Here is a 13,414-nt window from a genome sequence, read left to right on the forward strand (position 1 = left end):
TTCACTACTTTTGAGCTTGTTCTACTCTAAAACCAATATCTGTTATACCTTGTAAATTCTCTACGCCATTAACAACACCATTATTTCGCATAGCGTGTTGAATGTTGACCGTATATTCACCTTCTTCACTAAATTTAAAAGGTTGATTGAAACCTCTAAACCATAATTTATTTTCTTTTAAATCTGAAAATCCAGTACCTAAAAGTTCACCATTTGGTGCTGCCATTTTATATTCCAAAGTATCTTTTACAACCTTTCCGTTAGGATAGTCAATGTCTACAATAAGAAATAGATTACTAAATTTATAAGCATTAGTATTTCTTAAATTAACATATAAGTTATAATTCTTTAAGGTGTCTGGTGCTTTAAACTTAAAACTCGCTACCGAGTCTTTATGCCATTGGTCTGGCACTGATTTGTAAGTGTCAAATACAGCATTAGAGTCGCAACTTGTGAATAAAAAACAACTGATAATTACAAGAAATAACCCATTAACTTTTCTTAGCATTTGGCTTTGGCTTTGCATTAGAATTTTGATTGCGGTTTCGATTTCGAGTTTTGTTTTTGTTGTTATTTTGATTGCTCTTATTGTTTTTACGTTTCTTATTCGATTTTGGATTATCGAAACGTGTTAAACTATCTTGCCCTACAACGTTTTCAAACTCGTTTTTAGTGTCTTGAATATGCTCTACAGCGTATTCTTCTAAACTTGCTACTTTTTCTTTATTCTTATTCTTCTTAATAATTTCATTAGCTTGTTCTGTAGTAATGATGTGCCAATTCATCCATTCTCCTTCATAAGCATACCACATTAAACCTTTGAAAATATCTGTTTTTTGACAAACCGCATTTCCTTTTTCAGTATATAATTTAGTATCCGTTTTAGGAAACGCTTTTAGCGCATCCAAATAAGAATCTAACTCGTAATTAAGACAACATTTTAATTTTCCACATTGTCCTGCCAATTTTAAAGGGTTTAAAGATAATTGCTGGTAACGCGCTGCTGAAGTGCTCACAGATCTAAAATCTGTTAACCATGTAGAACAACACAATTCTCTACCACAAGAACCAATTCCTCCGAGCCGTGCCGCTTCTTGTCTAAAACCAACTTGCTTCATCTCAATACGCGTTCTAAACTCACGTGCAAAGACTTTAATTAACTCTCTAAAATCTACACGCTCTTCTGCTGTGTAGTAAAATGTAGCTTTGCTGCCATCTCCTTGAAATTCTATATCTGAAATTTTCATTTTCAGCTTCAAATCTATAGCAAATTGACGCGCTTTAACCTTCATTGGTTCTTCCCTATCTCTAGCGGCAGACCAAATGTCGATGTCTTTTTGCGATGCTTTTCGATATATTTTTAATACATTTTCAGCGTCATCAAGTCTTACTTTTTTGCGCTTCATTTGTATACTTACCAATTCACCAGTAAGCGTTACCATACCAATATCGTGACCAGATTTTGCCTGTGTTGCCACTATATCTCCTATACTTAACGTAAGATTTTCGGTATTTTTATAATAATGTTTTCTGCCGTTTTTAAAACGCACTTCGACACCAATAAAGGGTTCTTGTCCGTTTGGTAGTGACATATTAGCTAACCAATCAAAAACAGTAAGTTTATTGCAGCTGTCTGTACCACAAGTTCCATTGCTTTTGCATCCTTTTGGTTGGCCATCTTCTCCAGTTGAGCAACTGTTACAAGCCATAAAATTTTATATATTAAACCTAGACTAATAAAAGCCTAGATATAGGATTCGTAAATAATTAATGAGTAAAGATAAAACTATTTATGGACTTCTTATAGCATTGTTATTTCAGAAGCAAATATAACGGAGGAAAGCACGGCCTATTTAGGTTTCATAGTTTCAAAAATATTGCGCAAATCCTTTTTAAATGGCAAATGATCTGCACGCCCTTTTTTGAAAATATCATTACTATTACCTTGCCCTTTTCGCAATGTTTTTTGCTCTTCGAAAGGTAATTGGTTTATCTCCATACAATTTGTAGAACAACAATTTTCCATTTTTTCTTTGCAGTCTTCACATTGAATAAATAGTAAATGACACGCTTCATTAGCACAATTGGTATGTAAATCTGCAGGATTTCCACATTGGTGGCAATTCGCAATTACATCATCACTGATACGCTCTGATCGTCTTTCGTCGAACACAAAGTTTTTACCTAAGAATTTATTTTCTAAACCTTCAGCTTCAATTTGACGCACGTAGTTAATGATACCACCTTCTAATTGAAATACGTTTTTAAAACCTTTATGCTTATAGTAGGCACTTGCTTTTTCGCAACGGATTCCTCCAGTACAATACATTACAAGTTTCTTATCTTCTTTATGTTCTCTTAAGTCTTCTTCAATTAAATCTAAAGATTCACGAAACGTATCTACATCTGGTGTTACGGCATTTTTAAAATGGCCGATTTCACTTTCGTAATGATTTCGCATATCTACCAAAACGGTGTTTGGATCTTCAATAAGCTCATTAAACTTTTGAGCATTAACGTGGACTCCTTTATTAGTCACATCAAAAGATGCATCGTTTAAACCGTCTGCGACTATTTTGTTACGCACTTTAACTTTCAACTTTAAAAAGGCAAAATTATCGTGCTCAACGGCAATATTTAATCTTACATTTTCTAAAAAAGAAATGGTGTCTAAATGGTTTTTGAATGGCTCAAAATTTTCTGCAGGTACAGAAAGCTGAGCATTGATACCTTCATTAGCCACGTAAATCCTTCCAAGAACCTCTAATTGGTCCCAAGCAAGAAATAGGTGATTTCTAAAAATTTCGGTATTATTAATTTTGGCGTACTTGTAGAAAGAGATTGTTAAGCGTTCTTTTCCGGCTTGTTCAATAAGTTCTGCTCTCTCTTTTGCACTTAAGTTATTGTACAGTTGCATGCTATACTAATTTTTAAGGTTAAAGAATTAAATAAAAAGACATAAGACCGCTTCGCTTTAAGGGCAAAGAAACAAGACTAGACTGTAATTAAATTACAATCATTCTTAAGTTAAAAGGATCATTCTAAAAACGAGCAACTTCTATCTTAATCTTATATTCCATTAATACAAAGGTATTGTTTTTACTGAAAATGCTTCAAAATAAGCACAAAAAAAGCACCTTGAATATTTCAAAGTGCTTTACTAGATTAACTTACCAACTTAAAACAAATTAAAAAGTTAATCTACATCGGCTTATCAGTTACTGAGGGATAATAAACGATAACTGAAACACCTAATGCTTTACTAGCTTATGTTAAAAAGCAGAAAAATAACTCAACTTTTTAAGGGTAATCATAGCAATCATTTCCTTTTTCATTTAGTAGATGCAAAAAGTGTAAAATGGTTGCGTCAAAAAAACTAAAAAATATGATTTCTTTTTTTTGTATTAATAGCTAGCACATAATTATCTCGTATAGACTTCCGTAGAACTAGCAAATCAGTTATCTTAAAAATCAGTAGAGAATAAATATTGCTTTATAATTTTAGAGGCTCTTATCGCATCATTAAAATAAATGAAAATAATGGCTATTTTTATTTGGAATAAATATAAATAAGGATATTTTTGCCAAAATTTTAATCGTGTCCCAATTCAAAATATTTTCTATTTTTTTATTCCTAGCTTTTAGCATCATTGGCTTTAGTCAGAATGGAAGTTTCTATGGAAAGGTAAAATACAATTCTAATGACCCTGCTGTTTCTACATTTATTGTATTAAATGGGAATGCCATCTCGAAAGAAACCAACTCTAATATAAATGGTAGCTATAGCTTTAAAGATATCCCATACGGAACATACACTGTAGCCTTCTATTCCTTAAATGACATACCCAAAACCGTAACAGTAGATTTAGCATCAAAAAACCAAGAACTTAATGTTACTTTAGAAGTTTCAGCCTTAGATGAAGTTGTTGTAAGATCTAAAACCATTCAACAAAAAATTGAAGAAAAAGGATTTGCAGTTAATGTTATAGAAACCAAAGAAGCGGCAATTCAATCGATACAAGTTAACGAGTTGTTAGATCAATCTGCTGGTGTTAGAGTGCGTCAGTCTGGTGGTTTAGGATCTCATGCACATTATAACTTAAACGGAATGACTGGTAATTCCGTAAAAGTTTTTATTGACGGAGTTCCAATTCGGAATTTTGGACCCTCATTTTCATTAAACAGTATTCCTCCTTCTTTAATTAAACGTATTGAAGTTTACAAAGGTGTTGTACCTCCACATTTATCTGATGATGCCATGGGTGGAGCTATCAATGTTGTGCTAAATGATATTACCAAAAATGAATTAAAAGCGTCTGTTTCTGCAGGATCATTTGGAACTTACCGTACAGATATTAATGGCGGGTACAGAAATAACAAAAATGGCTTCACGGCTAGAGGTTCTGCCTTTGTAAACTATGCCGATAATGATTATGAAGTTTGGGGAGACCAAGTTGCAGTAGCGCTTTCTGCCGGAACACCTGATGTTTTTATTAGAGCGAAACGTTTTCATGATCGCTACAGATCTCAAGGTGGTAAAGCTGAATTTGGATATACAAACGTTTCTTGGGCAGATAAATTATTAGCAGGTGTATTGCTTTCTAATATGGATCAACAAATTCAAACTGGTGCCACAATGGAAATTGTATATGGTAACCGATTTACAGAGCAGAACACCAAGATGTATAGTCTAGATTATGCAAAAAAAGAAGTTCTTAAAAACTTAGATGTTAGTGCTTTTGCATCGTATTCGCGTCTCAATAGAAAAACCATAGATACTATTGCAACCCAGTACAGTTGGTTAGGTTATCCTACCAGTTATTACAATGACCCTGATGTTTGGGCAACAGGCGCAGAAGCAGGCGACCCAACACTACAGAAGGATATTGACGAAACTATTAACACACGTACCAATGTGGCCTACCGCATCAATGATAATAACACCATTCAGTTAAATCATTTATTAAACACCTTTACACGAGATTCTGATGACCCCATGCTTCCTGCTGCAGAAAATGCACTAAAAGAAGAACGCAAATATCTAAAATCGATATTAACACTTTCATTTGAAAATAGTGCCTTTGATGAAAAACTAAGAACTTCAGTTTTTGGAAAATCGTACTATATGGATAGAACATCTAAACTACGAACGCGATCTTCTAACACGTCAAATTCAACTATTATTATTGAAGAAAATAATATCACTTCTAACGATTTTGGTTTTGGTGGTTCCATTTCGTATTCAATCTCTCCTAAATTAACTGTATTTGGGTCTGCAGAAAAAGCCATTCGTTTACCAGAAGCTAGTGAAGTCTTTGGTAATGTTGCTGCCAATTTAAATCCTGCATTGAATTTAAAACCAGAGCACAGCAACAACTACAATCTAGGATTTACCTATGATAACTTAAAGTTGAAAGCCCATACGTTTGGAATCACAGCGAATCTATTTATTAGAGACACAGACGATTTAATTATGCAGTTTCCGACAGGTAGTAATGAGGAATTTTTTGAAAATTCAAACGTTGGAAAAATATACACAGAAGGGGTTGATTTTACATTAAACTATAATTTTAAGGAAAGGCTTTTTTTTAGTGCCAACTCTTCATTTTTTAATGCTAGAGATTATAACGTAACCTATGATGTAAATGGAAACCCAATTACTCCAAGCTACGAAAGACTAGCCAACACACCTTATTTTACAATGAACTATAACATAAAATTCAATACACAGGATTTTATTCAAAAAGGATCTAGACTGTCTACCTATTCTAATTTATTATATGTACACGATTTTTTTAGAGGTAGTAGTGTCCTTGGTGGCTCAGGAAAAATAGTGATTCCATTTCAAGTTTCTTTTGATGCAGGTTTTGCTTACACATTTCCTAAAAACAAAGTGTCTCTAAGTTTTGATGTCAAGAACATATTAAACAATCAGTTATTCGACAATTACGCGCTACAAAAACCAGGAAGAGGGTTTTATGGCAAAATTTCATTTACAATTTTATAAAAACAATTTTAAATTAAAAATTATGAATTTCAATATTAAATCTATTCTAAATATTGCCTGTGTATCGGCATTATCTTTAGCAACATTTTCATGTAGTGAGGATGACACTACATCGTCAACGCCTTCAGAATCTAATTACAGACCGTACCACTTGGTGATTGGTTCTAGTCCTACAGGTGAATCTGAAACCTATATACAAGGTACTACAGTAGAAGAACTTAATGACCCTAATAAAACCTTCACTTTTAATGGTTTTGGTAGAGAGGTTCCGTCTACGCGTACAGCACGTGTATACACTTCTAATGATGGTGAAACTGTTTATAATTTAAATTATGGTGGTGGAGATATTGCTAAATACGACTATATCAGCGGACAAAACTACGACCTACTTTTAACAACCGATATCCAGGCTGTTATGGGAACTTTATATCCACGTTGGACTAAAATAGATGATAACTACGCCATGTTACACAATGTAACTACAGAAAACATCTATGAAGATCCAGCAGATGAAACATCTCCTTACATTAGAACTAAAGCGACAGTGACTTTAGCACGTGTAGATTTAAATACGATGAGTGTTTTAGAGAATGCCTCATTTGAGTTTCCTTATAACGAAGATAATTCTACAGAAGGTATTTATACTTTTCGTATTGATGCTCCTGTTATCACTAATGGTAAATTATACTATGGTGTTGCTAAGAATTTTTATGATGCTTTAACTGGTGAAAATGGCACAATGGTCTATGACAATGTAGAAACTTTAGTCGTAGATTATCCTTCTTTAGAAAACGAAACTAGTATTGTCTCAACATTAGCACAAGGCTCTACCAATGGATACAGAACACCTGTATCTCATAAAGATGAGTTAGGAGATACCTATCAATTAATAACAGCTGGAGATGCTTCAATTATGAAAATTAGTAATGGAGCTTATGATTCATCATATGGTAAATTTGATATTAAATCACTTTTAGGTCATAATGCAGAAGCTAATACAGGTTGGTTTTATGTAGGTAACGGAATCGGCTATATTCCTGTTTTAAATACCGATTTAGGAGATAATGAAAGTTCTAATTGGGATGTTGTACGTGTTGATGTGTATAATAAAACAGCTATTAAAATGAATATTCCATTAGATTTATGGTTGCGTCAGTACCAATGGGCTAGCGTAATTGACGGTAAATTATATATGGCCTTAGCCTCTTTAGGAGGTGTAGGTAATGTTTATATTTTTGACCCTAGTTCTACAAGTGCAGATGGTTACACTAAAGGTGCGACCTTGCAAACAGGAACAACAGATGCCTCATACATTGGGTTATTCTAAACCCAAACACATAGTCAACCTATAGTCCTGAGATTAGGCTAACTGTTTCAATAGAAAAAACCAGAGTATGTATTTACTCTGGTTTTTTTTTATGGCAAAAAGAGTTAGTTAATACTATTACGTCTTCTAAAGTCTTAAATAGTCGAAAAAATCATCACTTTCATTTGTAGTAATTTGAAACGAGAAATGTTATTAATTAAAATAAGTGGTATTTTTGAATAATTATTTAATGAAGAATTCTAAGAAAAAAGAACATATGAGTAGCGAAAAAGATGCAAAATTAAAAGCTTTAAAATTAACTTTAGACAAGTTAGACAAAGCTTACGGAAAAGGAACAGTAATGAAAATGAGCGATCAAGCTGTTGTAGATGTTGAAGCTATACCTTCTGGCTCATTAGGATTAGATATTGCTTTAGGCGTTGGTGGCTATCCAAGAGGCCGTGTTATTGAAATATATGGACCAGAATCTTCTGGTAAAACAACCTTAACACTTCATGCTATTGCAGAGGCTCAAAAAGCAGGTGGCATTGCTGCATTTATTGATGCAGAACACGCTTTTGATCGTTTCTATGCTGAAAAGTTAGGAGTAGATATTGATAATTTAATTATTTCTCAACCAGATAACGGAGAGCAAGCCTTAGAGATTGCAGATAACTTAATTAGATCTGGTGCTATTGATATAGTGGTAATTGATTCTGTTGCAGCCTTAACACCTAAGAGTGAAATTGAAGGTGAAATGGGAGATTCTAAAATGGGCTTACATGCACGTTTAATGTCTCAAGCACTTAGAAAATTAACAGCTTCGATTAGCAAAACAAATTGTACCGTAATCTTTATTAACCAATTACGTGAAAAAATTGGTGTAATGTTCGGTAATCCAGAAACGACTACTGGTGGTAATGCCTTAAAATTCTACGCTTCTGTACGTTTAGACATTAGAAGATCTACGCAAATTAAAGATAGCGATAGTAACGTAATGGGTAATAAGACCAGAGTTAAAGTAGTTAAAAATAAAGTGGCTCCACCTTTTAGATTGGCAGAATTTGACATTATGTATGGTGAAGGTATTTCTAAAGTAGGTGAAGTATTAGACTTAGCTGTAGAGCACGAAATCGTTAAAAAGAGTGGGTCTTGGTTTAGCTACGGTGACACAAAACTTGGTCAAGGACGAGATGCCGTGAAGATGATTATTAAAGATAATCCGGATCTTATGGACGAACTAGAAGCAAAAGTTAGAACGCTGATTAAAGAATCTAAATAGAAAATTAAAAAAATCCTGATTATTTCAGGATTTTTTTAGTTTTAGACGCAACCCTTTTGCGTTTTTCACATCTACAAGGTGAAATTGATTATTTTTAATTATGAAAAGATATGCCCTTTTAGTTTTAACCTTAATTTTCACCTCAATATTTACGTCATGTAGTCTTGATGATGACACTAATTTTATTGGCACAGAAATTATACCTATAGAAAGTGTTGAAATACCAGAGTATTTTGTCTTTGGTGAACGCTATGAAATTCTAATAACTTACAATCGCCCTTCTACCTGTTACCAATTTTATAATTTTTATTACGATATTAATGAAAATGAACGGGTTGTAGCTATAATTAATTCCGTTTACTCAGATAATTCTTGTGTTGAAGAAGAAGAATCGGTTACTGTAACTTTAAATTTTGAAACCAGAGCAAACGAAACATATTTATTTAAATTTTACCAGGGAGTAGATGAGGAAGGAGAAGATATCTATTATTTAGTAGAGGTGCCTGTTCTCGCTGAAAGACCCACTTCTACTAGCACCCAGTTAGACTAATTATTAATTAATCCCTTAACTAATGTGAGTTTAGACAAGCTCATAGAAAATTGTATTAAACAAGATGTACAAGCTCAAAGCCAATTATACAAGCAATATGCAAGTAAATTATTTTCGCTTTGTCTTAAGTACTCTAAAAATTATGCAGAAGCAGAAGATAACCTGCATGATGCATTTTTAACTATTTTTAATAAAATAGGGCAGTATAAGAATAAAGGTTCTTTTGAAGGTTGGCTAAAACGCATTGCAATTAATACGTCATTGCAACGCTACAGAGAAGATGTTGGAGTCTATGATATTACTAATGAAGACAATATTGAAGATGTTTCTGTAGATCTCAATGATGATAACGTGAGTATTGATTTTTTATTAAAAATTATTCAAGACTTACCAGACAGATATCGATTGGTGTTCAATTTATATGTTTTAGATGGCTATTCTCATGTTGAAATTAGTGAATTAATTCAAATTTCAACAGGCACCTCAAAATCTAATTTAGCACGAGCAAGATTGATTTTAAAAGAAAAGATTGAAACCTACAACGCGAGTTCAAAGTCGCAGAGTTTATAACAATGAGTGATAAGAAAAACATAGATCGGCTTTTTCAAGAAAAGTTTAAAGATTTTGAGGTCGCACCTAATGATGCGCTTTGGGATCGTATAAATGAAAGCCTTCCTAATAAAAAGAAAAAGCGCAGAGTTATTGCACTTTGGTGGCAAATCGGAGGAGTTGCAGCTGCAATTACGTTATTGTTCACTGTTGGTATCACTTTATATAATTCAGACGACAATAAATCTCAAGAGTTTCCTATTGTCAATACGGAAGATTCAAACAACACATCAGAAGAAGAAAATTCAAATTCTTTATCAATTAAAAACCAGAACGATCTTAAAATAGTTACAGACGAAAACACTCAGATTGTGGATTCTCATTCTGAAACAAAACAAGAATCTAATGTAAATAGTTCTGAAAATGAAACTTCTCAAAATACGAAACCATCAAATCAATTAACAACTCCTAAAAATTCGAATCAAAAATCGAATACTGTTGCTAATAACACTGATAAAGAACTAAGAAATACAACTGAGAGGCAAAACAATACATCCTCAGTTACTGATAAGGCTACAGATGTAAAAGTGGCTAATCAAACTAAAACGTCTCATTCTAATTTAAAGACAGGTAGCAAAACACAATTGGCATCCGAAGCAGAACAAAAATCTGCTATTAAAAAGACTATTGAAGAAAGCAACACTGCTCTAACAGAAAATTCAACATCTAAAATATTAAAATCAGCAACAGATAGTTCTGAAACAAATAAAACAAATGATGCTGAACCTGAGAATGTAATAGTTAAAATACCAGAACAACAGAGCATTGAAAATGCTATTGCAGAAAACAACAAAATTATAGATAAAGAAGCAAAAGAAGATGAACAAAACAAGTGGAGTATCGCCCCAAATGTTGCGCCTGTTTATTTTAATTCCTTTGGCAAAGGTTCTTCTTTAGATCAACAGTTTAATAAAAACAATAAAAGTTCGGATGTTAATATAAGCTATGGTATTGCTGGTAGTTACTCTGTTTCTAAAAAACTAAAAATTAGAGCTGGTGTTAACCGTGTTCAACTTAATCAAACTACTTCAGACGTATTTGCTTATACAGGGACAGAAACAGCTTCTAGAGGTCTTGACGCTTCTTTTAGTAATATCTCTTTTAACTCAGACGCGCAGCCTGTTTCTTTTATGAGTGCTAAACTGATGAATATGTCTTCTACACCAGAATTATTCAATACTCAAGTTATAGGGGAAATAGATCAGCGTTTTGGCTTTATAGAAATTCCTTTAGAATTAGAGTATAGATTATTAGATACCAAATTTGGAATTAATGTTATCGGAGGCTTTAGTACCTTCTTTTTAAGTGAAAATGAAATTTATGCCGATATCAACGGAAGCACAACTTCAATTGGAGAGGCCAACAATATTAATGATACGAGTTTTAGTGCCAATTTTGGTTTAGGTATGGATTACACCCTTTCTAAACAATGGAATCTAAATCTTGAACCCACATTTAAATATCAAATAAATACCTTCAATAATACAACAGGAGATTTTAAACCTTTCTTTATTGGGGTGTATACAGGATTAAGTTTTAAGTTTTAGGTTAATTTAAGTTAGGTTATTGCTAGTAATATGCTATGAAAAAGCAATAATAACAAAAGCTACTCTTGGTTAGGGTGGCTTTTTTTTGTGATCTCACTAAGACTCAATTCATCCCAAATTAAAGTCCGAGATTTTTCATTTAACGCTTTAGTATCTGCCGTAGCTAAACCATTCGTTGGTAAAAACTGATGTATTTTTGCTCTCATTTTACCAGGACTTCCACTGAAAAACGTATATGAAAAGCGTTTTTTATTATCGTAGAACGTAATTGGCACTACAGGTATTTGATGGTTAATCGCTAAACGAAACGCTCCATCTTTAAATTCATCTAATAAAATATGTTCTTCTGGCACTCCTCCTTCCGGAAAAATACAAATACTTACTCCTTGTTTTAAACGGCGTTGTGCTCTTAAAAACACAGCTTGCCTGCTTTTAGAACTACTTCTATCAACTAAGATACAAGTACGCTTATAAAAGAATCCAAATAGTGGGATTTTTGCCAATTCTTGTTTCCCTACAAACACAAATGGATTTTTAACTGCCACCAACATTAGCATAATGTCTGCCATAGAAGTATGATTGGCCACAAACATGTAACTTTTATTAGGATCAGGTGTTTCTTCTCTTGTGATTTTATAGCCAAAGCCCATTCCTATTAAAATAAACTTAGACCAGATACGCGCTAACTTAAAAAAATACGGATACCATTCCTCTCTAGAAATAGAAATAATCAACAAAGGAAACATTATAATAATCGGAATGGCTACCAAAATGTAGAACCAAATACGATATAAAAGCCAAAATGGATATTTAAAAAATGCCATAGCACCAAAACTAGTTAATTAAATTAAGAACTCATTTATACTTTTTCTATTTGCTAAATAATTGCGCTTTTAAAATTACATTTTGTCTTTTCTATAATTCCGTAGCCATGCTATGCAATCTAAAAAAAGTCTTCATTTAACTTTAAAATTCCTAATTTTCGCTTAAACACAAAAAATACAAATGAGTTCTGAATGCCTTCTTATAGTCTACTAAAAAATTTACCTTTGCTTATTAATTAAGTTTAATTTAAAGAGATACCTGCTTTCGCAGGTCATATTATGGCAAGAATACTAACAGGAATACAAAGTACAGGCACACCACATTTAGGAAATATTTTAGGTGCTATTTTACCAGCAATAGAAATGGCAAACGATGCTAATAACGAATCGTTTTTATTTATTGCTAATTTGCATACATTAACACAAATTAAAGATGCAGATGAATTGAGAAACCACACGTATTCTGTTGCTGCAACTTGGCTCGCTTTTGGGTTAGATATTGAAAAAACCGTGTTTTATAGACAAAGTGATATTCCACAAGTAACAGAACTCTCTTGGTATTTAAGTTGTTTCTTTCCCTACCAACGTTTAACCTTAGCCCATGGATTTAAAGATAAGGCAGACCGCTTAGAGGATGTGAATTCTGGATTGTTTACCTACCCAATGTTAATGGCTGCAGATATCTTGTTGTATGATGCTGAAATTATTCCGGTTGGAAAAGATCAATTACAACATATTGAAATGACACGTGATGTGGCGTCTCGTTTTCATGCTAAAATGGGTGAAACTTTTGTATTACCTGAAGGAAAAATATTAGAAAGCGGTATGCTTATTCCTGGTACAGACGGTGAAAAAATGAGTAAGAGTCGTGGTAATTTTATCAATATATTTCTACCAGACAAACAATTACGCAAAAAAATAATGTCGATTGAAACCGATAGCACACCTCTCGAAAAACCAAAAGACTGGGCTACATGTAACTGCTTTGCAATTTATAGTTTATTAGCTTCTGATGCTCAAATTGCAGAAATGAAAGCCAATTATGAAGGAGGAAATTACGGTTATGGTCACGCTAAACAAGCTTTATACGAGCTGGTTGTAGAACGTTTTGAAAAGCAAAGAGATCGTTACCATTATTATATGACTAATCTTAAAGAGGTTGATGCTGCTTTGGCTAAAGGTGCTGCTAAAGCAAAGCTAGTTGCTGATGACGTTTTACAACGTGTTAGAAAAAAGGTTGGGTATTAATCAATTCTAGTTTTTAAAAATTTCAAATAAAAAAGACCTCT

11 protein-coding genes are annotated in these 13,414 nt (G+C 33.1%); 7 read left to right on the plus strand and 4 right to left on the minus strand.

Going from position 1 to position 13,414, the window contains the following annotated elements; genetic code table 11:
• Positions 1–4: 4 nt before the first annotated feature.
• From DFQ09_RS14185 to trhO, 3 genes are all read right to left on the minus strand, one after another.
• Entirely contained in the window at positions 5–508 is a 504-nt protein-coding gene (locus DFQ09_RS14185) for a gliding motility lipoprotein GldH (protein WP_115811470.1), read from the minus strand.
• Positions 492–1,709: a PSP1 domain-containing protein gene (locus DFQ09_RS14190; protein WP_115811472.1), complete on the minus strand. Its 1,218-nt coding sequence runs from the start codon at positions 1,707–1,709 to the stop codon at positions 492–494. The genes DFQ09_RS14185 and DFQ09_RS14190 overlap by 17 nt, the downstream gene beginning before the upstream one ends.
• A 140-nt stretch (positions 1,710–1,849) precedes the next feature.
• Positions 1,850–2,917 (minus strand): oxygen-dependent tRNA uridine(34) hydroxylase TrhO, encoded by a 1,068-nt coding sequence (gene trhO / locus DFQ09_RS14195; RefSeq protein ID WP_115811474.1) that lies wholly within the window; start codon positions 2,915–2,917, stop codon positions 1,850–1,852.
• 681 nt (positions 2,918–3,598) lie between these two features.
• On the opposite strand from trhO, the gene DFQ09_RS14200 reads away from it, so the two are divergent.
• The 6 genes from DFQ09_RS14200 to DFQ09_RS14225 all read left to right on the plus strand — a co-directional run bounded on the left by DFQ09_RS14200 (position 3,599) and on the right by DFQ09_RS14225 (position 11,301).
• Positions 3,599–6,007, plus strand: a complete 2,409-nt coding sequence (locus tag DFQ09_RS14200) for a TonB-dependent receptor (protein WP_115811476.1) — start codon at positions 3,599–3,601, stop codon at positions 6,005–6,007.
• Between the two features lie 22 nt (positions 6,008–6,029).
• A complete protein-coding gene (locus DFQ09_RS14205) occupies positions 6,030–7,334 on the plus strand; it encodes a hypothetical protein (RefSeq protein ID WP_147298353.1) in 1,305 nt (434 codons plus the stop codon).
• A 256-nt stretch (positions 7,335–7,590) separates the two neighbouring features.
• Positions 7,591–8,595, plus strand: a complete 1,005-nt coding sequence (recA, locus tag DFQ09_RS14210; RefSeq protein WP_040757350.1) for a recombinase RecA — start codon at positions 7,591–7,593, stop codon at positions 8,593–8,595.
• A 100-nt stretch (positions 8,596–8,695) separates the two neighbouring features.
• Entirely contained in the window at positions 8,696–9,145 is a 450-nt protein-coding gene (locus DFQ09_RS14215) for a hypothetical protein (protein WP_115811480.1), read from the plus strand.
• Between the two features lie 24 nt (positions 9,146–9,169).
• Complete coding sequence (locus DFQ09_RS14220; protein ID WP_115811482.1) at positions 9,170–9,715, plus strand: RNA polymerase sigma factor; 546 nt, start codon at positions 9,170–9,172, stop codon at positions 9,713–9,715.
• A 2-nt stretch (positions 9,716–9,717) separates the two neighbouring features.
• The gene (locus DFQ09_RS14225; protein WP_115811484.1) at positions 9,718–11,301 is read left to right on the plus strand and encodes a hypothetical protein; all 1,584 of its coding nucleotides are present in this window, start codon (positions 9,718–9,720) and stop codon (positions 11,299–11,301) included.
• A 59-nt stretch (positions 11,302–11,360) separates the two neighbouring features.
• Here DFQ09_RS14225 and DFQ09_RS14230 read toward each other — a convergent pair whose 3' ends face one another.
• On the minus strand, positions 11,361–12,125 hold the full coding sequence (locus DFQ09_RS14230; protein WP_115811486.1) for a lysophospholipid acyltransferase family protein: 765 nt from the start codon (positions 12,123–12,125) through the stop codon (positions 11,361–11,363).
• Positions 12,126–12,404: 279 nt separating this feature from the next.
• Between DFQ09_RS14230 and trpS the strand changes: the two genes are divergently transcribed.
• Positions 12,405–13,373 carry a tryptophan--tRNA ligase gene (gene trpS, locus DFQ09_RS14235; RefSeq protein WP_115811488.1) on the plus strand — a complete coding sequence of 323 codons (969 nt, stop codon included), beginning with the start codon at positions 12,405–12,407 and terminating at the stop codon, positions 13,371–13,373.
• Positions 13,374–13,414: the final 41 nt, after the last annotated feature.

The organism is Winogradskyella pacifica, from assembly GCF_003386275.1.
Classification (GTDB): Bacteria; Bacteroidota; Bacteroidia; order Flavobacteriales; family Flavobacteriaceae; genus Winogradskyella; species Winogradskyella pacifica.